The sequence below is a fragment of the Absicoccus sp. genome (assembly GCF_034090965.1).
GTDB classification, from domain to species: Bacteria; Bacillota_I; Bacilli_A; order Erysipelotrichales; family Erysipelotrichaceae; genus Absicoccus; species Absicoccus intestinalis.
On the sequence record NZ_JAXDRQ010000056.1, the window covers coordinates 60,474 to 83,931 of the forward strand.

Genomic DNA, 23,458 nt, shown 5'->3' on the forward strand with positions numbered 1-23,458 from the left:
ATACCTCCTATAGTATATCGAATAGTTCATGAATCGATTCGATGCGGGGAATATCCAACGAACAAGGCCAATCCTTACGAATGACCCAAATGGTTGGAATCCCTAAACGATGTGCCCCAATGATATCGGTAGAGAAAGTATCGCCAACAAAAACCACCTCATTGGTTTCTAATCCTAGTTGTTTGCAAGCTTCCAGATACACTTCTGGAGCTGGCTTTTTACATCCCATTTCACCACTTGTGACAATGGCATCGAAATAACCTTCCAAATGTGCTCTTTGTACCTTATCACGTTGCGCTTCATTGGTACCATTGGTACAAAGTGCCAATTGATATTTTTGATGCAACTTAGCCAGATCCTCTTCGATTCCCTCAAAAGTAATCGTGTGTTTGCTTTGATGGTCATTCCACCAACGATTTAGATCCGAAATAGGTAATGGCAAATGATATTTTTTCTTCAAATTTTCCAAAATAAAACTTTTACGATAATTGCCTTTCATATCCCACAACATCAAATCTTGTAAGACAGTTTCGCGTTGATAGGGATCCGCAAACGTACAATACGTATCTAATAATTCTTCAAATGTTTGATATGTATATAAACAACGATTGCCAATCGTATCATCAAAATCAAATAATATTCCCTTGATCATAGTTCACCTCAAACTTATTTAATCATTTCAATGAAAATAGCGCAAATTTCATTTTACAATACCTAATTCTAACTGGTTTTCCTACTCTTGAAAAGTCAGGATCTTTATTTATACTAAATAGTATGATGGATACATATGTTGCGTTTGATGTTGAAACGCCAAATACACGAAATGATCGAATGAGTGCCATTGGCATTGCCCTGATCAAGAAAAATCAAATTGTCGATACCTTTTATACTTTGATCGATCCCGAAACATATTTTAATTCTTTTCATATGGAATTGACTCATATTGGCCCACAAACGGTGAAGAATGCCCCGAATTTTAAACAAATATGGCCCACTCTAGAAACCTATTTGGATCAAGGAATCCTTCTTGCTCACAATGCAACATTTGATTTACACGTCTTATTGGCATGTCTAAAAACCTATCATATTCCTTGGAAATCCTATATTGATTATGCCGACACGGTCCGCATTGGCAAGGCTTGTTATCCAGAACTCGATAATCATCGTTTGAATACAATGTGTGATGCATTGAATATTCCTTTAGAACATCACAATGCGCTCAGTGATGCCAAAGCCTGTGCTTCTTTATTTACCGACTTTTATGAACGAATCAATACGGATCTTTATATCCGTACCTTTGATGTGGCACACAACAAAACATTAAAACCCTATTAAAAAAGACGGCATTGCCGTCTTTTGTCATTATTGGGTATTATCCCTGGATGGATCGACTTGTAGGATGGGTATTCTGCGATACATGGTTGAAGTCCAAACTACGTAAGTGATCGATCAAGTCGCCAACAGTTTGGTTGGAGGATGTTGTCGGAATGGCCATAACTTCATCGATGGAATTACATTTATACGTTTTATCTGGTGCTATCACTGTTAAGTCCTTAAACACCGTATATTCATTTCCATTATCGTCTTCCAATACCCAGGCACTATTTTGTTTCAATCCATCAAAAAACAAGTCTCGAAACATAAATCTCACCTTCTAAATTATTTGGCTCTGCCATCCTCTACAGAGCCATGTTTGTATCATCTGTGATTATCATATCACAGAATTGCAAAATTTCCACTCTTTTACATAAAATTTTATTTTTTTTCATGAAGGTGAAACTTTTTTCTATTGTGGATATATTAAATGTGTTTCATCAATCCCTTTTAATGTATTTTCTAAAAATCGTTTCGCAACAATTTTTGTCAACGGCAAATTCATATCCAAATAATTTCCACAATCGCGCGGTGCTGCTCCCGGTACATCTCCTTCATATTCAGCCATGAAAGTAAACATTTCCGTAACAAGACCCACTACATCTTTGGATTCTAGATCACCAATCAAGATCATATAAAAACCAGTTCGACACCCCATCGGTCCAAAGTAGATGACTTTCTCTTTCCACACAGGATGATTTCGTAAAAACGTTGCACCTAAATGTTCCATCGTATGGATTTCCGCTGTGTTGATCACCGGCTCACGATTTGGAGCTGTCATACGAATATCAAAGGTAGTCACCATTTCTTGTCCTACATGATCTTTTCTAGATACATAAATGCCTGGTAATAATTTTAAATGATTGACGGTAAAACTTGCGATTTTTTCCATATTGTCTCCTTTAAAAAAGGGCATCGATGATGCCCTTGGAATTATTCACCTTTTTCTAAAGCTAAGGTACGTGTTGTCAAATCACAAACATCGCTTGGTCCATAGTACTGGATTGCACCTGGATATGTATAAGCCGTTTCAACAGCCCATGCATCACGATGCGCCGCAAAGTAAGTGAATGGCTTACCATCTAATTCAACTAAAGCCTTACGAATAACTGGTTTGTCTTTACCATTACGACGTTCCATATTCATCATCTTCGTGATTGGCATACCACCAGCAACCCATTCTTCAGCTGGTTTTGATAAATTAGAAATCTTTGATAAATAACCATTATATCCATATTGGATCAACATGCAAGCATTATATCCCAATGAATAGCAATAGTCTGCATCAAAGTTTGATGGGAAAGCACAACGACCTTCATATCCAAAGAAATGATGTTGGGTCTTGAAGCTTCCATTGTATGTTCCTGCTTTTCTTCTTTCTTCCAATTTGTCTTTGACTAATTCCGCAAACAATTGTTCCGATTCAATCAATGATACTTGTACGTTACCATGCGGATCACGTTCCAAGAATAATTGTTTTTGAATGCCTTCTGGAAGAATATCAAATACACCAAACGATTCGGCTGTTAAACCATTCTTGATAAATTCATATTTTTCAGTCCAAGTTCCTAAAGCATTGAACGCATCTGCTTTGTCACCAGCTAATAATTCATTAATTTCAGCAATCAAAACTGAGAATTCAGGAACGAATTCAACAATACCTTCTGGAATGATCGCCACACCAAAATTATCACCATTTGCCGCACGAGCCGCTACAGAATCCGCAATCTGATCAGCAATTTGAGAAAGTGACATCTTCTTAGCCGCTACTTCTTCACCAATTAAACAAATATTTGGTTGCGTTTCCAATGCGCATTCCAAAGCAACATGAGAAGCCGAACGACCCATGACTTTGATGAAGTGCCAATATTTCTTGGCTGAATTCGCATCACGTTCGATGTTTCCAATTAATTCACTATATGTCTTTGTAGCTGTATCAAATCCAAAAGAACATTCGATATCTTCGTTTTTCAAGTCACCATCAATCGTTTTCGGACAACCAACAACTTGAACACCGGTATTATGGGCCGCAAAGTATTCCGCCAATACGGCAGCGTTTGTATTTGAATCATCGCCACCAATCATAACGATTGCATTGATTCCATGTTTCTTACAAACTTCAGCAGCTTGTGCAAATTGTTCTTCCGTTTCTAATTTTGTACGACCAGAACCAATGATATCAAATCCACCCGTATTACGGAATTGATCGATGTATTCATCATCAAATACGATATATTTGTCATCCGTCAATCCACTAGGACCACCCTTAAATCCATACAATACATTTTCTTTATTGGTTGCTTTCAAGGCATCATATAAACCACAAACAACATTATGTCCACCAGGTGCTTGACCACCCGATAAGATGACACCAACAACCTGTTTCTTTACAGGTGCTGTATTTGTACCCTTTTCAAAAGTGATTTCTTTTTTACCATACGTGTTTGGGAATAAAGCAGCAATCTTGTCTTGATCAGCTACACTTTGCGTAGGATTTCCTTCTTTCACTGAAATCTCAGCAATTCCATTACGAAGCATACCTGGTAGTTTAGGTTGATACTTCAATCGTTCCATTTGAAGTGGTGAAATTTTCATAGTATATCTCCTTTTTTATTTCGCCATTATTCTATCATATTCCCTAACATTTGTGCACAAGAGGATTTGTTTTTCCTATATTCATTATGAACTATTCTAAATAGATAAATGAAATATATATTTAATGAATGTAAACATAATTATTATAAATATTTTGCTCTTACTTAAAAAAACCATTACACTTTTATATGTATACATACAGTGTAATAGGAAGGAGAGAGAGAAAAATGAAGATAAGCAACAAATGGAAAATTTGGCTATTTCTTGTTTGTAGTATTGTTCTATTCAAAGGATATACGTACACGATCCAAGCGGCTGAAGCTTCCCCCGATGATTCCTATACAGAAACCACTGGTGTGAACATTCAAAAGCAGGATGAAAACAACCAACCCATACAGGGTGCCCAACTACAAATCATCGATCAAAACAATCAAGTGAAAGAAACATGGACAACCGATGGAACGTATCATGAAACCAGTTTGGAACCTGGCACTTATACGCTCCATGAACAACAAGCACCAACTGGTTATGAAACCAGTAAGGATATTGTCTTTACGGTCACAAAACCGACAACCGATAATCAAAGCGATTTGATTGGTTATCACTATTGGGGCCTTCATACTGATTATTCATATCGCGTTCGAACCAAAGATCACTCACCGGAAGATGGAAAAATCGTTTATTGTCTGAATGAACACCGTACGTATCCATCCAACAATACATATAACGAAAACGATGGCATAGGCGCAGATCTTAAACGATCCGTGGCAATTGATATCACCGATATACAGGCTTTTCAAACCAATATAAAAAGAGTTTTGTATTATGGTTACGGCTCCGATGTACTAGGACTCCAAGCACAATACAAAATGACAAGTAATGCTTTCCGAAAAGTCACCCAAGCTGCGATTTGGTATTATTCCGATGGACAACTCGTCAATATCCCGGATACACCTGGATCACATGGTAGCTATATGATCTATCATTTATTAGTAGAAAGTGATCTTCCTGTACCAAATAACATCCAGTTGAAACTCTATCATCCAGATGATCCACATTATCAAAATCTAGTTGGTTTTGTCCTTTATGAACCTTTGACCATTACAATGATAGATAAAACAAAGACGGTTCCCGTTACCCCAGAAGTACCTCCTACACCAACCAGATCGTACCCTTCACACCCAAAAGTAACCGATGTACGATCGACCCATGGTGTACAAACGGGCGTATCTCGATCGGTTGGATCTTATTTATTTGTATCCATGATCGCATTGTTTGGTTTTGTAGCCATCCTAAAAAAACAAATACGATAAAAGAAAGAGAATCTTGCATGAAAATAAGATTCTCCTTTTTTAAAACAATAAACCAATATGATAAACAAGGAAGGCCATGATCCATGCGATCACACATTGAAAGAGCACCATATTTACCGCACTTTTGGTTCCGGATTCATTTTTGACCGTCGCAATCGAAGCAATGCATGGTGTATACAACAAACAAAAGACCAAGAAAGACAAGGCCGCTAAACCCGAAATGGATCGTTGGATCAACTGGGTGGAGCCATACAAGACCGTCAACATCGAGACAACGCTTTCTTTTGCTAAGAAACCGGAAATCAAAGCTGTGACCATGCGCCAATTACCAAAACCTAACGGCACAAATACAGGGGCGATCAATCCAGCCACAGCCGCTAAAATGCTCTGACTCGAATCTTCGACCATATGTAAAGAAAAGTTGAAATTCTGCAAGAACCAAACAACGATCGTACCCACAAAAATCACAGTAAAGGCTCTTTGAAGGAAATCCTTCGCTTTATCCCACATCAACATCAATACGCTTTTAGCGCCTGGCATACGATAATTTGGAAATTCCATCACAAACGGAACCGCTTCCCCTTGAAAAACATGATTCTTTGTGAAAAAAGCAATCAATATGGCCATCACGATTCCCAATACATACAATCCAACCATGACCAAAGCGCCATAAGTTGGAAAGAATAAATGTACAAACAAGGCATAGATGGGCATCTTAGCCGAACAAGACATAAAAGGAATCAACATCTGCGTCATCTTTCGATCTCGATCGGATGGCAAGGTACGAACCGAAAGAATAGCGGGTACACTACAACCAAAACCAATCAACATAGGAACGATGCTTCGTCCGGAAAGACCAAAGTTTCGTAAGATCTTATCCATCACAAAAGCAACACGAGCCATATAGCCACTATCTTCCAATAAAGATAAAAAGAAATATAAGACCACAATGATGGGCACAAAACTGATGACCGTGCCTACACCGTTACAAATCGCATCCACGATCAATGAATGTACGGGAGCAGAAACCTGATTGATCGTTAACCAATGATCGATCCCTTGCGTGAGATAACCAATACCTGCTGCTAAGAGATTTTGAAAAAACAAACCAATCACATTGAATGTCAACCAAAATACCAATCCCATCACACCAATAAAAGCTGGAATTGCCGTCCACTTTCCAGTAAAGAATCGATCCAATACCGTCGAGCGTTGATGTTCCTTGCTTTCGCTTGGCGTAATGACCGTTTCTTGACAAAGTTTATCAATAAACGCAAACCGCATATCGGCCATGGCCGCTCCGCGATCCATACCGCGCTCTCTTTCCATTTGCACGATGATCTTTTCGATGATCTCTTTTTCATTTTCTGTCAAATCTAGCGCTTCTTCAACACGCTGATCATTTTCAATTAACTTACTGGCTGCAAAGCGTATAGGAATGCCTGCATGCTGGGCATGATCTTCAATCAAAGACATGATTCCATGAATAGCACGATGAACCGCCCCATCGTGATCGTTTGGATCACAAAAATCTTTACGAGCTGGTTTTTCATCGTGTCGAGCAATATGAATGGCATGATCGATCAATTCTTCAATTCCTTGATTTTTAGCAGCTGAAATCGGAACGACCGGTATTTGCAGCCACCGCTCCATTTCATTGATGCGAATGGCACCACCATTCCCAGTCATTTCATCCATCATATTGAGAGCTAAGATCACCGGAATATCCAATTCCAATAACTGCATGGTCAAATATAAATTTCGTTCAATATTGGTCGCATCGACAATATTGATGATAGCGGTTGGCTTTTGTTCCAACACAAAACGACGTGAAACAATTTCTTCATTGGTATAAGGAGATAAAGAATAAATGCCGGGAAGATCGACTACTTCCGTATCTGGATGTCCTTTGATCGCACCACTCTTTCTTTCAACTGTGACACCAGGAAAATTACCCACATGTTGATTGGAACCGGTCAATTGATTGAATAAAGTGGTTTTCCCACAATTTTGATTTCCCACTAACGCAAAGGTCAATTTTCCCTTATTTACTTCATGCCCTTTATGCTCCACCTTATAATCATGTGTATCATATTGTTCACCCAAACGAGGATGAGGAATATCCTTTTCCACTTTTTGTTGGCGATACACACTGAGCTTTGCCGGACGAGGATCTTTGATCTCGATATTTTCTGCATCCGCCAAACGAATGGTTAACGTATATGTAGAGATGCGCAACTCCATTGGATCGCCCATGGGCGCAAATTTAACCAAAGATACATCCACCCCAGGAATCAATCCCATATCTAAAAAATGTTGACGTAAGGCCCCTTGGCCACCAACATTCATAATGGTCGCCATTTGACCGATTGATAACTCAGTTAGTTTCATGGAAATCTCCCTTCGCTATTCGTTGTTTGAGCGCACCATAGAAATTTGGATAGGTCGCATGTACAAAAAAGGAATTCTTCACCCAATTTTTCAACAATAAACGAAACATTTTCTCAATGTCTGAATTATAATGGGTAATATCTGCTTCCGTTAATTGATCGTATACACCACGTAAACGAAATTCATCCAATAAATGAAACAAACCCCAAAGCAATTGTGTAAAACACTCTTGCTCCAGCAACAAAGGATTGCTGGCCAATTCGATCAATTCCATTTTTTCAGCTTGGATCAACTGCTCGATTTGTTCAAACACTTCCTTGTTGATTTGGATCTGGATGGATTCTTCATCGATGCGTTTTAATTGTTCCGGTATCTTTTTTTCATCTTCACACAATAAATCATTCGGTGATATATCCATCGTTGCAACTTTACTGATTTCCTCAAACAACTGGGATCCCAAACCCGTAAAAAACGTACTCGTCAACATCCGTGTTTTCTGTGCAGATTCAGCTTTTTGTCGATCATCCATGATTTGCCCAACCACAATGGTCGTTATCGCAAAACTAATGGGCACAAAAGCCAGATCTTGTAAGATATAGAATCCCGTCGTGTGTAAGTCATGAAATACCAAAATTTGAATACCATAAATCAAAATCGATAATAAAACTAGGCTCACCACAATTCCTATCGTTCTTTTCTTCATTTCCTTCCCTCATTTCTGCTTTTCATATTGTACTACATTCCCAAAATCAGTACACTAAAATCATGGCGACTGTACTTATCATTGGAGGCGGACCAGCCGGCATGATGGCTGCCTATGCCGCCCAGAAAAATCATCATACCGTTCATCTATTTGAAAAAAATGAACAACTCGGAAAAAACTCTTATGCACTGGACATGGACGATGCAACGTGACCAATCGTTCAGCTGATTTTCTGTCCCACATTGTTTCCAATCCAAAGTTTTTATATAGTGCCCTTCACACGTTTTCCAATCAAGATATGATGCGATTTTTAGAACAGCATCATTGTCCATGGATAGAAGAATATCAAGGACGAATCTTTCCAAAAAGCCAAAAGGCACGATCCATTCTTGATGTCATGACAAGTGTACTTTCTACCGTTTCGATTCATTATAACGAACCCGTCCGTCATTTGATCGTAGAAAAAGATACCTGCATAGGCATTGCAACAACGAAACAAAACTACTACGGCGATTGCGTCATTCTGGCAACCGGAGGACTCACTTTTCGCCAAACCGGATCCACGGGTGACGGCTTTCGCATGGCCCAAGAAATTGGTATTCCCATCATTCCTTGTCGTGGCGGTCTAGTCAGCTTAGAAACCAAAGAACACTATGATCTACAAGGTATTTCGTTACCTGTTTCTTTTGCGATTGCCCAAAAGAAGAGAACCTATAAAGATACTGGAGAAATTCTTTTTACCCATTTTGGTTTAAGTGGCCCTGCGATCATCAATGCTTCCAGTTCGATCCAATTCCCCGCTACCCTAACGATGCAACTGCTACCTAACCGAGAAGCTCATGAAATTGATCATCTATTAACCAATCGTGCAAGGAATAAAGATGTTTTGTCTGCCATTGATTTTCTTCCAAAACGACTCGGTAAAGTCATTTGTATGCAAGCGAAGATCGATCCGAAAAAAAAGATGCATGATCTCACAAAGAAAGAACGACATCACCTTGTGGAACAAATTCAATCTTTCTCATTTACACTGATCCAACCAAGGCCCATCAACCAAGCCATGATCACGCAGGGTGGCATTTCGACAAAAGCCATCGATGCGAAGACCATGACTAGTAAAACCATCAAACATTTGAAATTTGCGGGTGAAGTGATCGATGTGGATGGGCAAACAGGTGGCTACAATCTACAAATTGCTTGGACAACCGGTTTTGTTGCCGGATCCACCATTGACTAAGTCTTTATTTCTTTCTTTTCATACGCTACAATGATTTTTAATAGGGAGATTTTCAAGATGAAAAAAGAAACAAAATGCATTCAATCTGGATATCAACCAAAAAATGGTGAATCCAGAATGATCCCCATCATTCAAAGTACCACTTTTAAATACGATACCAGTGAAGACATGGGAAAATTATTTGATCTACAAGCAGAGGGCTATTTCTATACACGCCTTCAAAATCCAACCAACGATATGGTAGCCGCAAAGATCTGTGATCTGGAAGGTGGATCTGCCGCTATGTTGACTTCCAGTGGCCAAGCCGCCACTTTCCTGGCTGTATTCAATATTGCGACGGCCGGTGATCATGTCATCGCAAGTTCAGCCATCTATGGTGGATCCTTCAATTTATTTAATGTGACCATGCGTAAAATGGGCATTGATTTTACCTTTGTGGATCCCGACTGTTCCGATGAGGAATTAGAAGCAGCTTTTCAACCCAATACAAAATGTGTATTTGGTGAAACCATTGCCAACCCATCTTTGGTTGTCTTCGACATTGAACGTTTTGCGAAAGCAGCTCATGCCCATGGTGTACCATTGATCATAGACAATACGTTTGCGACCCCCATCAATTGTCGTCCCTTCGAATGGGGTGCCGATATCGTGACCCATTCCACGACAAAATATATGGATGGGCATGATGTGGCCGTTGGCGGTTGTATCGTTGATTCCGGTCATTTTGATTGGATGGCACATGCCGATACTTTCCCTGGCTTGACAACACCAGACGAAAGTTATCATGGTATCACCTATGCCGAACAATTTGGTCAGGCCGGTGCCTATATCACCAAAGCAACCGCTCAATTGATGCGTGATCTCGGCCCGATTCAATCTCCACAAAATGCCTTCTATTTAAATTTAGGATTGGAATCATTAGCTGTCCGTATGCCTCGTCATTGTCAAAATGCTCAAACGGTTGCTGAATTCTTAGAAAAGCATCCTATGGTGGCTTGGGTCAATTATCCTGGCTTAAAGTCAAACAAATATTATGAACGCGCCAAAAAATATATGCCCGATGGTTCTTGTGGAGTCATTAGCTTTGGCGTCAAAGGTGGTCGTCAAGCAGCAGAAGAATTTATGAAGCATTTAAAAGTAGCCATGATTGCTACCCATGTAGCGGATGCCCATACTTGTGTTTTGCATCCAGCCAGCTCGACCCATCGTCAATTAAGTGATGAGGAATTGATTGCTTGTGGCGTTACCCCCGATCTAATTCGTTTGAGTTGTGGTATTGAAAATGTCGATGATATTATCGATGATCTCCATCAAGCGCTTGCTAAAATTCAATAATTCTATCCCTAAAAGTTTTCTTTTAGAGATTTTTTCAAAATAAAAACAAGGCCTCAACCTTGTTTTTATTGTGGATCAAATTCATCCGTCAGACAAGCATCCATCGCATCAATGATAGCTTGTTTATCCATATCTTTACCAATGAATACGATCTTATTTTCACGATCTCCATATTTTTCATCCCAAACTTCTTTCAAGCTTGGATCGCGTTCAAATTCGCGTTGTTGGATTTCTGGCTCACAAGCAGCGATCCACATAGAATCGCGACCCGTCGAAACTTGGTTACCTGCTTGTTCAAAGACATACAAATAATTCGGATCCATATTGTACCATAGATAGCCTTTGGCACGAATGATAGAGTCCGGCCAAGATTGCGTATAACGCTCCAAGGCATCCATCATAAATGGTTTTCGACTTGTGTAGACAAACGTTTCGATACCATATTCCAAAAGTTCCCCTTCATCATGGTGATGATGATGTTCATCTTCTTCATCGTCCTCTTGCATTGCTTTGACCCAACCTTCGTTATAGTACGCATCTTCAAAATTAAAGTTATGTGTATCCAACATTTCATTCACATCCACTTTTCCATAAGAAGCTTCAATGATCTTAGCGCCTGGATTCAAAGCAAGGATCATTGCTTTGATCTGCGCTTTTTGTTCTTCATTGACCAATTCTACTTTATTTAAGACGATAATATTCGCAAATTCCATTTGTTGGATCAATAACGAACGAATGTCCTCTTCTTCTTCATATTGGTCTTTGTTTTCGACAAAGTCGGTACCACAATCAAATTCATACGCTAAGCGATTGGCATCCACGACCGAAATCAAATTATCCAGATGACAAACTTCAGGAATTCCACGTGTTGCCGCTGTTTCTTCCATCATGGTGATCGTTTGCGCAATAGGAATCGGTTCACAAATGCCACTTGCTTCAATAATGATATAGTCAAATCGATCCATCTTGGCTAAGTTGACCAATTGATCCATCAAATCGTTTTTCAATGTGCAACAAATACAACCATTTGATAAAGGAACCAAACTATCATCTACCTGTTGGACCGTACCCCCTTTTTCAATCAATCCAGCATCGATATTGACTTCCCCAATATCATTGACAATAACAGCTACTTTATGTCCTTTCGGATCTTCAAGAATATGATTTAATAATGTTGTTTTTCCGGCACCTAGATACCCTGTAATCAAAGCAACCGGTAAAGATTCAAAACCTTCTGGCATCAACATAGACATTCCTCCTAAAATAATCGTTCTTGATAATACGCCTGATGCGATTGTAATGCAACTGATTGGCTTGAAAAAATCGTTCGAAAATCATCGGAAAACCAAATGGATAAATCGTTCACCAAAACTGGCATCCGATCATGAATGGGTGAAACCACTTCATTGGCATCTTGGGTAATGATCACAAAATCATCATGTATACAAATACCAGCAAGATACAACATCTTATCACTATCAAATTTCACTTTTTGTTTCAAAGCATCCCATTCATAAAATGCATCCGCAGGAATCACACATCGATTTTTTAAAATGGCTTCTTTAAACGTAGGCTTGGTAAAAATTGTTTCCATACGGGCATTGATGATACGATCCTTTCCCCAATGCCATGGTACACAAATCAATTGTTTTCCCTGTGGTTTGATTATTAATGCATCTTGTCCAGGAAAAATGTCACCCGTTTTGGTATGCAAACCAATAAAGGAAAAACGACGCTCCAGATTGGCCTTTCCTTCTTTGCTTAAATAGTAACATCCGCACATGCAACTAGCTCCTTTGTTTCAATCCCCGTTGCTCCACAATATGTATGTAACGCATCTACATAAGAATCAAGTGGTAAAATCGTATCTCCAAAACCATATAAGACCGTTAAGATTCGATGATGTCCTTCTGTAACCATGGCTTTTTGACTATCACTGGTCGGATTCCCAAAGGGACCCATGGCATCATGCAAACAAGGTAAAGAACCAATATGAATTTGGTCTTTGCCAATGCCTGCATAGTATGCATCGGCATCCGCTTGTTTATAGATAATATCACCTTCAATCGAATCCAAAATATACGATCCAATCGAAATACCAGAATCAATCGACATGAGGTTGTTCAAATCCACGACATTATTGATTTGATACAAACCTTGTTTTTTTACGATGCGACGAATCATGGCCTCGGCAGCATTACGATAACGAGAAGGACTCTTTCCTAATGTCGAATACGCTTTTCGTGTAGCCGCTATAGCAGGCATCTTAGCTACATCACTTGTTTGCATATTCGCATATTTTGTCATGACTGCATGCATGGCTTCTTGCAATCTTTTTGAGCTTTCTTTTACATCTACATCATAGACTAAAATACCCAAATGATTGGGTATCGTTAATGCATTGGTAATCTTCATTGTTTTCTCTCCTTAATCAAATGAAACGTATTCTTATCAAAATCAATCAAGCCTTTTTCTTTCATATGTTTTAATTCTCGAGTCAGAGCGGATCGATTGGCACATAAATAATCGGCCAACTCGTTTCGGTTCAATGGAATCTCAAAATAGGTCTTTTGTTGATGTTCGGCTTCTAAATTTAAATACGTCCAGATCTTATCTTGTAAGGTAGGTTTGGATACAATAGCGGATTTTTCAATCAATTGTTGATTTTTCAAGGATAAAGTATAAAACATATTCTGGATCAACCGATGGTGGAAAGGACAAGAATTGGAACAAATATGCAACACACGTTGTAAAGGAATATATAGAACGGTACAGGGCTCGATTGACAAAAATGAGACCGTTGATCGTTTGGAATCGGACAAGGCAAAGCTTTCACCAAACAGTTCACGGGGGCCCATACGTACTAAAGTTGTTCGATGTCCATAAATATCTTCACTGACCATATCAATGTGGCCCAGTAAAATAACACCGACATCTTCAATGATGTCTTCTTCATCCCGAATATAGATCTTTGGCGCATACGATACGACACGAGCGCCAATACAAGTCAACATTTGCGTTAGATCTTCGGTCGCTATATGATCAAATAAAGGACATTGCCGAATCGGGTCGATATAGGATTCGAAATGCATGTTGGTCACCTCTTGCGAAAATTTTATCAAACTAAGATAAACGTTGCAACGGCAACACTCATTTTCTATTGGCTCCATTAAAATGAAGATAGAAAAGACTGAAAAGGTCATGGAGGGTGAACATGGGCTATATTATGAGTCAGGAAAGCTTTGATGCGATCCTTGATGAATTATCATCAACCTATCGCATATGGGCGCCTGTCAACAAGGTAGGTGAAGGCCGCCATACCGATACAGATATCGTACGTTACGATTTTGTATCTTCGGTAAAAGAAATCGAATGGAAGAAAAAATCCGATTATGCCTTCAAAGAAATTTTAACGCCTCTTTCACAAACCTTGTTTTTCTTTACTGAAGATCAAGTGAAAGAAGCCAATCGTGAGTATAAAGATGTATTAGTTTTCTTACGAAGTTGTGATATGCACGCTTTGAAACGACAAGACGATATCTATCTACACAACGGACAAGAAAGCGACTATTTTTATGAACAGATGCGTCAACATGTCCATTTTGTTTTAATGGGTTGTTCCCATAGCTATGACGAATGTTTCTGTGTGGATATGGGATCCAATCAAACAAAAGATGGATATGTCTTCTCTTTTGATATGATCGATGGCAATGTCCATTCGGATGTCAAAGAGGCTTCCATGGTTGCTGTGTTTGATAAATATGCCAGTCAAAAAACCGCAATCACGCCACAATATGTAACCGAAAATGATGTGCGTGTCACAGTGCCGACCGAAATTCCACTATCGATCTATAAATCCGATATGTGGGATGAATATAAAACCCGTTGTATCGGCTGTGGTCGATGTAATTTTGTATGTCCAACTTGTACATGTTTTACCATGCAAGATATTTACTACACCGACAATGGAAAAGTGGGTGAACGTCGTCGTGTATGTGCCAGCTGCATGGTTGATGGATACACCAATGTAGCCGGTGGTGGACAATACCGCAAAGACCAAGGCGAACGTATGCGTTTTAAAGTCTTACATAAGGTTTATGACCATCGTCAACGATTTGGCCATGATATGTGTGTAGGTTGTGGCCGATGCACCGATGTTTGTCCAGAATATATTTCAATGGCTGCTGCCATCAATAAACTAAATAAGACAGTGGAGGAACTTAAAAATGAATAATCCCTATTTACCATTTCCTTCGGAAATCTTAGCTGTGATCAAACATACCGAAAAAGAATATACCTTTCGCATGGCCTTTACGGGTCCGGTAAAACCCGGTCAATTCTTTGAAGTTTCGATTCCTAAATATGGAGAAGCACCGATCTCCGTATCAGGAATTGGCGAAAACTTCGTTGATCTGACCATTCGTAAAGTAGGACGTGTCACCAATGAGTTATTTGAACGCTATGTTGGCCAACATTTCTTTATGCGCGGGCCTTATGGCAATGGGTTTGACACAGACTTATTCAGCCAAGGGGAAACCTTGGTCGTAGCTGGTGGTACCGGTGTATCTCCCGTTCGAGGTGTCATTGATGCGCTTGCCAATAGTAAAGATGCGAAAGACAAACATGTGATCGTTGGTTTCAAAAGCCCAGATGATATGTTATTTCGCTCAGATCTAAAAAGATGGAATGAAAAATTGGATCTTTGTTTAACAGTAGATGGTGCACCTGATGGGTATACAGGCAATATTGGTTTAGTCACAAAATTCATTCCCGAAGTGCCTTTAAAGGATGTATCCACAGCCAAAGCCATCGTTGTGGGTCCCCCACCGATGATGCGCTTTTCCATCATGGGATTTTTGGATAAAGGCTTCAAAGAAGAAAACATCTGGGTATCCAATGAGCGAAAAATGTGTTGTGGTTTAGGTAAGTGCGGCCATTGTCGCATTGGCAGTACATATGTATGTTTAGATGGTCCCGTATTTAATTATACGGAAAGTAAAAATCTGATCGATTAGGAGGTACCATGACAACACTTGATATCAATGTAAAAAAACTAAAAAAGAACAATTATCGTGTCTCCAAAGTACGTGGTGAAGCCGCTTGTCGTGTACGTTGTCCTGGTGGCATGTTAGATACGGAATCCTTACATCGTGTCATTGAAATTGCGAATACGTATGGCAATGGTACGATCAACTTTACCAATCGACAAGGTATCGAGATTCCTGCCATTTCAATGCGTGACATGGAAAAAGTAAATAAAGAACTCCAATTGATCATCGATAATACCAAAGTCAATCAAACGCAAAGAGATGCCGGTTATGATGCATCCGGTACACGAAACATTGTTGCTTGTCCAGGATCGCGTCTCTGCCCTTTTGGTTGTTACGACACCAAAGGGCTAGCCCAAAAAGTCGATCGCATGATCTTCCCAAATGATCTGCACACCAAGATTGCTTTTACTGGTTGTTCCAACGATTGTGCACATGTTCGTTTGAACGATTGGGGCATCATGGGACAAACGGAACCGCAATACAATAAAGATCGTTGTGTTTCTTGTAAACAATGCGTCAAATATTGTGAAAAACGTTCGGTAGGTGCCTTAAAAATGGTTAACGGCAAAGTCGTTCGCGATCCAGATAAATGTATTGGTTGTGGTGTTTGTGTCCATTATTGTCCAACTCGAGCTTGGACACGCAGCAAAGAACACTATTTCCGCGTTGTCTTGTTGGGACGTACCGGAAAGAAAAATCCACGATTAGCGGAAGATTTTATTAAATGGTGCGATGAAGAATCCTTGTTGCAGATGATCCAAAATGCGTATGCATATGTGGAAGAATATATCGATCCACATGCCGTAGAAGGAAAAGAACATTATGGATATATCGTCGATCGCACGGGATTTGATGAATTCTATAAATGGATCATGAAAGATGTCAACTTGAATCCAAAAGCAGAAGTCAATACACGTCCATATTGGGGTGGCAAACACTACAATCTTTCGAACAATTTAAAAAGCCATAATTTGGAAGACTAAAACTGGATACCCATCCAGTTTTTTCTTATAATAAGAACTATGAGTGATGTAGCTGTATTGAAACGTTGCTATATCTTTCACGATATAGCTGATATTGAAAAAACATTGCAGGAAGTCCATGCCTTTAAGAAACATTATGATAAAGGCGAAACCATCGTGATGGAAGGTGATGATGCCAACACGATGGGAATCATCCTGCAAGGACGAGTACGTGTCCTTCGCAACGATATTAATGGGAATCGAACCATTGTCAATCAAATGGGCCCCGCACAGATTTTTGGTGAAACTTTTGCCTGTGCCAACATCAAAACCTATCCGGTTTCGGTAGAAGCGGTAAGTGCATCCGACATTATGTTTATCCAACCCCAAGAAATCTTGGCCAATCAAACCGATACCCAATTGATTTCTAATTTGTTGAGTTCTCTGGCCTCTAAAAATCTTGTATTAAATAATAAATTAACGATCATGTCAAAACGTTCCACCAAGGAAAAATTGATGACGTACTTGTATTCTCGTGCAAAATATCATCAGACCAATACATTTGATATTCCTTTCAATCGGCAAGAACTCGCTGATTATCTAGGTGTGGATCGTAGTGCTTTATCCGCAGAATTAAGCAAGTTAAAACAAGCGGGCGTACTGGACTATAAAAAAAATCACTTCGTTTTGAAGTGATCATTGAAAGATGGTAATAAAATCTTCGATCGATCTGGAATGATTGATGATTTCTAGGGCAGGACTGGTTGCGGTATCAAATCGGAAAGAAACAAGCTCTAATAATTTTTCTTCGTTGTATCCGCGTTGACATAGACCTTCATAGGCTACGACATAGAGGTGTTTGCAATCCTTGATCAATTTATCCTGATTCAAGGATTGGACACCACCTTTTTTATTGACAAGTGATCGTGAAAAAGACAAAGAAGGTTGCCAATGAATGAGAGCTTCTTTATTGGCTTCGATGCCAACGAGAAAAGCCAATGCACCAAATACTTCTTGAATGGGTTGCATACATAAACTTCGATGTTCAATCGTTCCTCGATAGGTCAGATCATCCAATTTGAACGTACGAAGATAGGCAATATCGTCTAAGGTTGGTTGGATGATAACTTCTTTTCCCTTCGAATCACGCGCCTTGATTTGTTTTTGCTGGACATACGCTTGAAAAGGAATGGGGTCAAAATGCAGATATATGCCATCTCTTATCACACAATACATGCTTTGGGAAGCAATATAATCAATCATCCCATCAATGGTTGAGGGAACCGTATCAAAATCGCCTACATTCTTAAGATTCTTACCATGCATACTTTCTTCCCAGAACCAATCGCGAGCCAATACATACTCATCCAATATCGAATTCGCAAACAATACACTTAAATACGGCTCAATCGTATGAAAGATCTGAAGACTGATCAAAAAATCGTCAATATTGGCATCCAATTGCACTTGGGCAGCACACGCAAAGAAACCATAGTTGGGATATGGAAAATCATTTTCTTGTAAATAGGTATACAACATGCGATATCTTTCGGTAGGAATGGGAATGTTATGATTTAATGCATGATGCGGATTGATCCCCATTCCTGTAAGTACATGTTCATTCTTTTTGAATTGATCTTGAAACCAGTGATAATACGTTTCAAATCGATCTTTGATCCGATACATGCTGTTTTCAGGTGCAAAAGAAAACTCGAGCGTATTATAACTACAATCAAACGAAAGGATATCGCCATTTTCCATCTCGATATTCGCAATTTGTCCCTCATCATCCCTATGTACGATTGGTGGATGAAAGGCATGGACAAATTGTTGGGTTATCGAATGAACAACGGAAAAATCAACTGGTTCTTGTTTCAAATTGACGATAGGCAATTCTAATTCAATGCCTACTTTATCTGTTTTTGGTCGTCTTAATGGTTCCATATATTTTTGGATAATATGTTCTTTCATAATTTAACTTTTCCTATCTGTTTTATATGTTTTAACATATTATTCCATGGGTTGCAACCTCATTCTAGCGAAAAACGATATGTCCTGGTTCCATCGATTCAACAATGGCAAGGCTTTCCAATCGATATCCTTTCTTGCGTAATCGATCACCACCCCCTTGAAAGCCTTTTTCGATACAAATGCCAATACCAACAACTTGCGCATGAGCTTGGTGACAAATATCAATTAGACCATCCATGGCTTTGCCATTGGCCATGAAATCATCAATGATCAAGATCCGATCATCAGGTTGGATGAATTTTTTTGAAACCGTAATATCATAATCTCGATCATACGTAAAAGAATGTACTTTGGATGTATACAATTCCCCATCCAAATTTAGACTTTTGGCTTTTTTGGCAAAGACAACCGGCACATGAAAGTGTCGAGCAGCCATGCAGGCAATCGCAATGCCACTTGCCTCGATCGTTAAGATCTTGGTAATGTTTTCATCCGCAAATAAACGTTGAAATTCGGCACCAATTTCATCCAAAAGACCAATATCCATTTGATGATTTAGAAAACTATCCACTTTTAATACATCACCATTCCGTACTTGACCATCTTTACGAATACGTTGTTTTAACTGTTCCATTGATTTCCTCCCTACATGTAGATATAGGATAAATTATACTAGCGTTTGTATCGAACACAAAATGTTTTTTTGGATATGCCTATGCTATAATTTCAGTATGAGTACAGAAGAACAAATTAAACAAAATATTGAATCGGCAATGAATCAACTCAACCAATTTTTGAAGAGTGATACCATGCAGTCGGTCAAAAAAGCAACAACCAATACGATCCAATCCGTATCCAATTCGATTTCCAAAGCATTGGCACCAGAACCCCCACATCCAGTGTATTCGCCAAGAAAAATCAAAAAAATTAAAAAGAAAGCAATCGATACCCGAAATTTTGGTATTTTCATCGCCGCCATTGGTGTGATCCTTGCATTAGGTAGCATCGGTGATCTCGAAGCCATGATGGTTGGGATGGCCTTCTTTATCATTGGTGGTTTGACATGGTGGAACCAGAAACAAAAATTAAATCGCATCGATCGTTTCTATTTGTATGCCAATGCTCTAAAAAATAATGAAGCCATCCCCATTGAACAACTTTCGCAATTGGCTGCTCAAAGTGAAGAATCAACGGAAAATGATATTCGTTCGATGATCAGTCATGGTTTGTTTGAACAAGTTTACTTTGATGCATCTCATCATATTGTCTATAAAAATTATACTGCCTATCAGAAATCAAGCTTGCCACCAACTCCTAAAGAAGAAAAGGCGGAAAATGCATATCCTGAAGAAATCCAAGATTTCCTGGAACAAATGAATGCATATCGAAATACGATTCTTTCTTTATCGAATCAAATTAAAGATACGGACATTGATCAAGAATTTAAAAAAATGCTCATCATCTTAGCAAATATAGAAAAATATATCACGAATCATTTTGAGGTTTTACCTAAAACCAATCGAATGATGAAATATTATTTACCAACCGCGATCAAACTACTAGGTAACTATCAAGAACTCGAAGCCGGGCATATCCATTTGGGCACAAATGATACGACCATTCAAGATATCGAACGCGCCTTGAATCAACTCAATGAAGGTCTTATCAATATTTATACAGATATGTGTCAAGATGCTTCCATGGATATTCATGCCGATATATCCGTCTTACAATCGATGTTGCAACAAGATGGTCTAAAAGATAAAATTCCATACTAAAAAGAGTGCCAATGATACGACCCCTGTCAAGTAGAAAGTACAAATACAAAAATGTGCTTCCCTATTTTTTAGGAGATCCTATCAAAGACACTCTTTTATTTTACATTGCTTTTTGATATAAAGATCGAACCAGATCGATATCGACTTTGACTGGTGTATTGACTAAATTACCCGCTGAAACTTTCATACAGTTTTCGCTCATCCATTCGATATCTTTTTCTTCCAATCCTAGATTGGACAATTTCGATGGCAATTCCAATTGAGCAATCAAGTCTTTGATGGCTTGTACTAAATCATTGGTGCCAAAGATTTTCGCAATATCATCATATTTTGGACACATTGTGGCTTCAATCACAACGGGTGTCAAACAAGCCAATCCTTGTCCATGGACAATATCTTTTAAACCACTGGCTGGGTGTTCCATGCCATGGGCTAAAGTGACACCAGCCTGACCAATGACCATACCACCAATCGTTGCTGCTAATGTCATTTTATCCCATAGATCTTCATCTTTGCATCCTTCATACAATGGCACTAGACTTTCTTTGATATAGCGAATTCCCATTAAGGATAGAGCATCCGTAAAAGGCTGTGCATTCTTTGCCGTATAAGCTTCCATACAATGACATAAAGCATCAAAACCAACCGATGCCAAGACCCGCTTTGGCATGGTCATCATACATTGTGGATCTACGATTGACACTTTCGCAATGATGGCTGACGTTCGTAAACTTTTCTTGTCTCCCGTATCTGGATTTGTCAAAACCGCAAATCCATTTCCTTCACTACCCGTACCACATGTTGTAGGTACTAAGATCATTGGTAAGGCTTCATCACTGACTTTTCGACCAAATATATAATCATTAATGTCTCCCTCATTAACAGCTAGAAACGCAATGGATTTTGCACAATCCATGATGGATCCTCCACCCAAAGCAATCACCATGTCACAACCATTTTCTTTCGCAAGATCCGCACCTTTTTGTGCTGTGGTGGTGAGGGGATTTTGTCGTACTTCATCAAATAGTACGGAAGAGATTCCTTCGGCTACCAAAGCATTCTTTACGCGATCATAAAGACCCGACTTTTTGGCGGAACTACGTCCTGTTACGATCAAAGCTTTTGTCCCATACTTTTTTGCATAGTCTCCAATCGAATTAACTTTTCCTGCGCCAAATACAATATGGACAGGTTCATAAAAATCAAAATTCATCATTATAATTTCACCGCCTTATCATTTAATACACTTGCGACGGCTGCTTCAATCGCAAGATCCAATTTTTCATCCAATTCTTCTGTTGGTTCTTGTAATGTAGCTGCATCCGAATCCGAGATGATCTCAATCAAAGAACCAAATTTTTCACCATATTTCATTTTCGAATGAATATAGAAAACACCACCTAAAGCTACCCAACTACCAGCCATCAACCATTCTTGCAAACCTAAGGTAGCACCGGTACCTGGAATCAAATAACAAGCCACCATGAAACCTGACATGATACAAGCCATGATGCCAACGAATTTATAGTGTTTGACTTTATATGGACGTGACATATTCGGTTGCGTCTTACGGAGGATCAAGAAGGAAGCTGAAACCATACAATAAGCTAAACAGCATCCAAAGTTTCCGGCATTCACGATCCACACCAACATTTGACGACCCGCAAAAGGTGCCAATACCGTTAATAAGCCAATTAAATATAAAGCATTTACTGGTGTTTTATATTTCGGGTGTAATTTAGCGAAACTCTTAGGAATCATATAGGATTCAGCCATTGAATACATGGCACGAGAACCACCCATCAAAAAGGAATTCCAGCTGGTGACAATACCACACATTCCACCTACGATCAGTACTTTAGCCATGATCGCACTATGGAAAGCTTTGGACATGGCATCGGCTGTCACCAAGCCATTTCCAGCCATGGATCGTAAAATCTCATTATGATTTAATTCATAACCAACGGCTAAAACAACAAAGCCATAGAAAAGGACAGCTAAGACAATCGATAAGATCAAGATCTTACCAATTTTTTTCAGATCTACATTGATTTCTTCGGCGGCTTGTGGAATTACATCAAAACCGATAAAAAAGAATGGGGTAACTAAAGCAACACGAAATACCGATTGCACAATACCAATATCATTATTAAAGAAATGTTCTTGCAGGTTGGAAGAATGCCCCGTAAAGACAGAGGCAACGATCAATAAGATACCACAAACACCAATGATAACTGTTAAAATCGTTTGTAAATTCGCAGCTGCCTTTACACCACGAATATTGATCCACATAATGAACAATGCAACAACAATCGCGACGATCAACCAAGAGGCATAGACATCAAATCCAGCTACTGTATATAAATAGCCTTGCAAGAATGGAGGATAAATATATGTAATAATGGTTGGTAATGCACAAGCTTCAAAACAAGCTACACTAACATAGCCTAAGACAATGGCCCATGTACAAATGAACGATCCTGTGGGTCCCATCGCTTTATGACTAAAAACATGTTCACCACCACATTGTGGCATAGCAGCAGTTAATTCAGCATAGGTCAATCCAACAAAGAAGATCATGATGCCGCCAATGACAAATCCAAGTGCAGCACCAAGAACACCACCTGTATTGATCCAATCACCGGTGGAAACAACCCAGCCCCAACCAATCATGGCACCAAAGGCAATTACTAATATATCCCAGGCACCTAATACTTTATCAAAATCCGATGTTTTCTGGTTCGGCAT

24 protein-coding genes are annotated in these 23,458 nt (G+C 39.2%); 10 read left to right on the forward strand and 14 right to left on the reverse strand.

Features of this window, described 5'->3' with window-relative positions; all coding sequences use genetic code 11:
- Positions 1-7 precede the first annotated feature (7 nt).
- Complete coding sequence (locus tag SOS22_RS08080) at positions 8-652, reverse strand: HAD family hydrolase (RefSeq protein ID WP_320325307.1); 645 nt, start codon at positions 650-652, stop codon at positions 8-10.
- A gap of 122 nt (positions 653-774) precedes the next feature.
- Here SOS22_RS08080 and SOS22_RS08085 point away from each other — a divergent pair, with 122 nt between their 5' ends.
- Positions 775-1,335: a 3'-5' exonuclease gene (locus tag SOS22_RS08085; protein WP_320596886.1), complete on the forward strand. Its 561-nt coding sequence runs from the start codon at positions 775-777 to the stop codon at positions 1,333-1,335.
- A 37-nt stretch (positions 1,336-1,372) separates the two neighbouring features.
- On the opposite strand, the gene SOS22_RS08090 is transcribed toward SOS22_RS08085, so the two are convergent.
- The 3 genes from SOS22_RS08090 to SOS22_RS08100 all read right to left on the reverse strand — a co-directional run bounded on the left by SOS22_RS08090 (position 1,373) and on the right by SOS22_RS08100 (position 3,969).
- The gene (locus SOS22_RS08090; protein ID WP_320325309.1) at positions 1,373-1,642 is read right to left on the reverse strand and encodes a hypothetical protein; all 270 of its coding nucleotides are present in this window, start codon (positions 1,640-1,642) and stop codon (positions 1,373-1,375) included.
- Between the two features lie 144 nt (positions 1,643-1,786).
- A complete protein-coding gene (locus SOS22_RS08095; protein WP_320325310.1) occupies positions 1,787-2,266 on the reverse strand; it encodes an S-ribosylhomocysteine lyase in 480 nt (159 codons plus the stop codon).
- 41 nt (positions 2,267-2,307) lie between these two features.
- The gene (locus tag SOS22_RS08100) at positions 2,308-3,969 is read right to left on the reverse strand and encodes a diphosphate--fructose-6-phosphate 1-phosphotransferase (RefSeq protein WP_320596887.1); all 1,662 of its coding nucleotides are present in this window, start codon (positions 3,967-3,969) and stop codon (positions 2,308-2,310) included.
- Positions 3,970-4,196: 227 nt separating this feature from the next.
- On the opposite strand from SOS22_RS08100, the gene SOS22_RS08105 reads away from it, so the two are divergent.
- On the forward strand, positions 4,197-5,282 hold the full coding sequence (locus SOS22_RS08105; protein WP_320596888.1) for a SpaA isopeptide-forming pilin-related protein: 1,086 nt from the start codon (positions 4,197-4,199) through the stop codon (positions 5,280-5,282).
- 39 nt (positions 5,283-5,321) lie between these two features.
- On the opposite strand, the gene feoB is transcribed toward SOS22_RS08105, so the two are convergent.
- Together feoB and SOS22_RS08115 are read right to left on the reverse strand one after the other, a co-directional pair.
- Positions 5,322-7,673, reverse strand: coding sequence for a ferrous iron transport protein B (feoB, locus tag SOS22_RS08110; protein ID WP_320596889.1), 2,352 nt, complete (start codon positions 7,671-7,673; stop codon positions 5,322-5,324).
- Complete coding sequence (locus tag SOS22_RS08115) at positions 7,660-8,376, reverse strand: hypothetical protein (RefSeq protein ID WP_320325314.1); 717 nt, start codon at positions 8,374-8,376, stop codon at positions 7,660-7,662. Before SOS22_RS08115 ends, feoB begins: the two co-directional genes overlap by 14 nt.
- A gap of 62 nt (positions 8,377-8,438) precedes the next feature.
- On the opposite strand from SOS22_RS08115, the gene SOS22_RS08120 reads away from it, so the two are divergent.
- The 3 genes from SOS22_RS08120 to SOS22_RS08130 are packed head-to-tail and all read left to right on the forward strand — an operon-like array spanning position 8,439 to position 10,948.
- Positions 8,439-8,588: an FAD-dependent oxidoreductase gene (locus tag SOS22_RS08120; protein ID WP_320596890.1), complete on the forward strand. Its 150-nt coding sequence runs from the start codon at positions 8,439-8,441 to the stop codon at positions 8,586-8,588.
- Complete coding sequence (locus SOS22_RS08125; RefSeq protein ID WP_320596891.1) at positions 8,585-9,613, forward strand: aminoacetone oxidase family FAD-binding enzyme; 1,029 nt, start codon at positions 8,585-8,587, stop codon at positions 9,611-9,613. The genes SOS22_RS08120 and SOS22_RS08125 overlap by 4 nt, the downstream gene beginning before the upstream one ends.
- A gap of 57 nt (positions 9,614-9,670) precedes the next feature.
- Entirely contained in the window at positions 9,671-10,948 is a 1,278-nt protein-coding gene (locus SOS22_RS08130) for an O-acetylhomoserine aminocarboxypropyltransferase/cysteine synthase family protein (protein WP_320325316.1), read from the forward strand.
- 65 nt (positions 10,949-11,013) lie between these two features.
- On the opposite strand, the gene SOS22_RS08135 is transcribed toward SOS22_RS08130, so the two are convergent.
- From SOS22_RS08135 to SOS22_RS08150, 4 genes are read right to left on the reverse strand one after another with little or no spacing between them, the layout of a single operon-like run.
- On the reverse strand, positions 11,014-12,195 hold the full coding sequence (locus SOS22_RS08135; RefSeq protein WP_320325317.1) for a CobW family GTP-binding protein: 1,182 nt from the start codon (positions 12,193-12,195) through the stop codon (positions 11,014-11,016).
- A gap of 11 nt (positions 12,196-12,206) precedes the next feature.
- The gene (locus tag SOS22_RS08140) at positions 12,207-12,731 is read right to left on the reverse strand and encodes an SOS response-associated peptidase (protein ID WP_320596892.1); all 525 of its coding nucleotides are present in this window, start codon (positions 12,729-12,731) and stop codon (positions 12,207-12,209) included.
- Positions 12,710-13,363, reverse strand: a complete 654-nt coding sequence (locus SOS22_RS08145; protein WP_320596893.1) for a B3/4 domain-containing protein — start codon at positions 13,361-13,363, stop codon at positions 12,710-12,712. The genes SOS22_RS08140 and SOS22_RS08145 overlap by 22 nt, the downstream gene beginning before the upstream one ends.
- Positions 13,360-14,040, reverse strand: a complete 681-nt coding sequence (locus SOS22_RS08150) for a Crp/Fnr family transcriptional regulator (RefSeq protein WP_320325320.1) — start codon at positions 14,038-14,040, stop codon at positions 13,360-13,362. Before SOS22_RS08150 ends, SOS22_RS08145 begins: the two co-directional genes overlap by 4 nt.
- A gap of 122 nt (positions 14,041-14,162) precedes the next feature.
- On the opposite strand from SOS22_RS08150, the gene asrA reads away from it, so the two are divergent.
- Genes asrA through SOS22_RS08170 form a run of 4 tightly spaced genes read left to right on the forward strand, consistent with a single transcriptional unit; the run spans position 14,163 to position 17,657 of the window.
- Entirely contained in the window at positions 14,163-15,182 is a 1,020-nt protein-coding gene (asrA, locus tag SOS22_RS08155; RefSeq protein ID WP_320325321.1) for an anaerobic sulfite reductase subunit AsrA, read from the forward strand.
- A complete protein-coding gene (gene asrB / locus SOS22_RS08160) occupies positions 15,175-15,963 on the forward strand; it encodes an anaerobic sulfite reductase subunit AsrB (RefSeq protein WP_320325322.1) in 789 nt (262 codons plus the stop codon). The genes asrA and asrB overlap by 8 nt, the downstream gene beginning before the upstream one ends.
- Before the next feature lie 8 nt (positions 15,964-15,971).
- Positions 15,972-16,982: a sulfite reductase subunit C gene (asrC, locus tag SOS22_RS08165; protein ID WP_320596894.1), complete on the forward strand. Its 1,011-nt coding sequence runs from the start codon at positions 15,972-15,974 to the stop codon at positions 16,980-16,982.
- Positions 16,983-17,021: 39 nt separating this feature from the next.
- Positions 17,022-17,657 (forward strand): Crp/Fnr family transcriptional regulator, encoded by a 636-nt coding sequence (locus tag SOS22_RS08170; protein ID WP_320325324.1) that lies wholly within the window; start codon positions 17,022-17,024, stop codon positions 17,655-17,657.
- Here SOS22_RS08170 and SOS22_RS08175 read toward each other — a convergent pair whose 3' ends face one another.
- Positions 17,658-18,932 (reverse strand): hypothetical protein, encoded by a 1,275-nt coding sequence (locus SOS22_RS08175; RefSeq protein ID WP_320325325.1) that lies wholly within the window; start codon positions 18,930-18,932, stop codon positions 17,658-17,660.
- Between the two features lie 64 nt (positions 18,933-18,996).
- On the reverse strand, positions 18,997-19,566 hold the full coding sequence (locus tag SOS22_RS08180) for a xanthine phosphoribosyltransferase (RefSeq protein WP_320325326.1): 570 nt from the start codon (positions 19,564-19,566) through the stop codon (positions 18,997-18,999).
- A 97-nt stretch (positions 19,567-19,663) separates the two neighbouring features.
- On the opposite strand from SOS22_RS08180, the gene SOS22_RS08185 reads away from it, so the two are divergent.
- A complete protein-coding gene (locus tag SOS22_RS08185; RefSeq protein ID WP_320596895.1) occupies positions 19,664-20,710 on the forward strand; it encodes a hypothetical protein in 1,047 nt (348 codons plus the stop codon).
- 100 nt (positions 20,711-20,810) lie between these two features.
- On the opposite strand, the gene SOS22_RS08190 is transcribed toward SOS22_RS08185, so the two are convergent.
- The gene (locus SOS22_RS08190; RefSeq protein WP_320596896.1) at positions 20,811-21,926 is read right to left on the reverse strand and encodes an iron-containing alcohol dehydrogenase; all 1,116 of its coding nucleotides are present in this window, start codon (positions 21,924-21,926) and stop codon (positions 20,811-20,813) included.
- On the reverse strand, positions 21,926-23,458 hold the full coding sequence (locus tag SOS22_RS08195) for an APC family permease (protein WP_320596897.1): 1,533 nt from the start codon (positions 23,456-23,458) through the stop codon (positions 21,926-21,928). Before SOS22_RS08195 ends, SOS22_RS08190 begins: the two co-directional genes overlap by 1 nt.

Excerpts from the sequence above, each read along its gene's own strand:
- feoB (WP_320596889.1), bottom strand. The coding sequence starts at position 7,673 with ATGAAACTAACTGAGTTATCAATCGGTCAAATGGCGACCATTATGAAT.
- SOS22_RS08085 (WP_320596886.1), top strand. The coding sequence starts at position 775 with ATGATGGATACATATGTTGCGTTTGATGTTGAAACGCCAAATACACGA.
- SOS22_RS08185 (WP_320596895.1), top strand. The coding sequence starts at position 19,664 with ATGAGTACAGAAGAACAAATTAAACAAAATATTGAATCGGCAATGAAT.
- SOS22_RS08105 (WP_320596888.1), top strand. The coding sequence starts at position 4,197 with ATGAAGATAAGCAACAAATGGAAAATTTGGCTATTTCTTGTTTGTAGT.
- SOS22_RS08140 (WP_320596892.1), bottom strand. The coding sequence starts at position 12,731 with ATGTGCGGATGTTACTATTTAAGCAAAGAAGGAAAGGCCAATCTGGAG.
- SOS22_RS08195 (WP_320596897.1), bottom strand. The coding sequence starts at position 23,458 with ATGCCGAACCAGAAAACATCGGATTTTGATAAAGTATTAGGTGCCTGG.
- SOS22_RS08135 (WP_320325317.1), bottom strand. The coding sequence starts at position 12,195 with ATGTTGATGCCAGAAGGTTTTGAATCTTTACCGGTTGCTTTGATTACA.
- asrC (WP_320596894.1), top strand. The coding sequence starts at position 15,972 with ATGACAACACTTGATATCAATGTAAAAAAACTAAAAAAGAACAATTAT.
- SOS22_RS08150 (WP_320325320.1), bottom strand. The coding sequence starts at position 14,040 with ATGCATTTCGAATCCTATATCGACCCGATTCGGCAATGTCCTTTATTT.
- asrA (WP_320325321.1), top strand. The coding sequence starts at position 14,163 with ATGGGCTATATTATGAGTCAGGAAAGCTTTGATGCGATCCTTGATGAA.
- SOS22_RS08095 (WP_320325310.1), bottom strand. The coding sequence starts at position 2,266 with ATGGAAAAAATCGCAAGTTTTACCGTCAATCATTTAAAATTATTACCA.
- SOS22_RS08115 (WP_320325314.1), bottom strand. The coding sequence starts at position 8,376 with ATGAAGAAAAGAACGATAGGAATTGTGGTGAGCCTAGTTTTATTATCG.
- asrB (WP_320325322.1), top strand. The coding sequence starts at position 15,175 with ATGAATAATCCCTATTTACCATTTCCTTCGGAAATCTTAGCTGTGATC.
- SOS22_RS08180 (WP_320325326.1), bottom strand. The coding sequence starts at position 19,566 with ATGGAACAGTTAAAACAACGTATTCGTAAAGATGGTCAAGTACGGAAT.
- SOS22_RS08080 (WP_320325307.1), bottom strand. The coding sequence starts at position 652 with ATGATCAAGGGAATATTATTTGATTTTGATGATACGATTGGCAATCGT.
- SOS22_RS08175 (WP_320325325.1), bottom strand. The coding sequence starts at position 18,932 with ATGAAAGAACATATTATCCAAAAATATATGGAACCATTAAGACGACCA.
- SOS22_RS08090 (WP_320325309.1), bottom strand. The coding sequence starts at position 1,642 with ATGTTTCGAGACTTGTTTTTTGATGGATTGAAACAAAATAGTGCCTGG.
- SOS22_RS08170 (WP_320325324.1), top strand. The coding sequence starts at position 17,022 with ATGAGTGATGTAGCTGTATTGAAACGTTGCTATATCTTTCACGATATA.
- SOS22_RS08190 (WP_320596896.1), bottom strand. The coding sequence starts at position 21,926 with ATGATGAATTTTGATTTTTATGAACCTGTCCATATTGTATTTGGCGCA.
- SOS22_RS08145 (WP_320596893.1), bottom strand. The coding sequence starts at position 13,363 with ATGAAGATTACCAATGCATTAACGATACCCAATCATTTGGGTATTTTA.
- SOS22_RS08120 (WP_320596890.1), top strand. The coding sequence starts at position 8,439 with ATGGCGACTGTACTTATCATTGGAGGCGGACCAGCCGGCATGATGGCT.
- SOS22_RS08130 (WP_320325316.1), top strand. The coding sequence starts at position 9,671 with ATGAAAAAAGAAACAAAATGCATTCAATCTGGATATCAACCAAAAAAT.
- SOS22_RS08100 (WP_320596887.1), bottom strand. The coding sequence starts at position 3,969 with ATGAAAATTTCACCACTTCAAATGGAACGATTGAAGTATCAACCTAAA.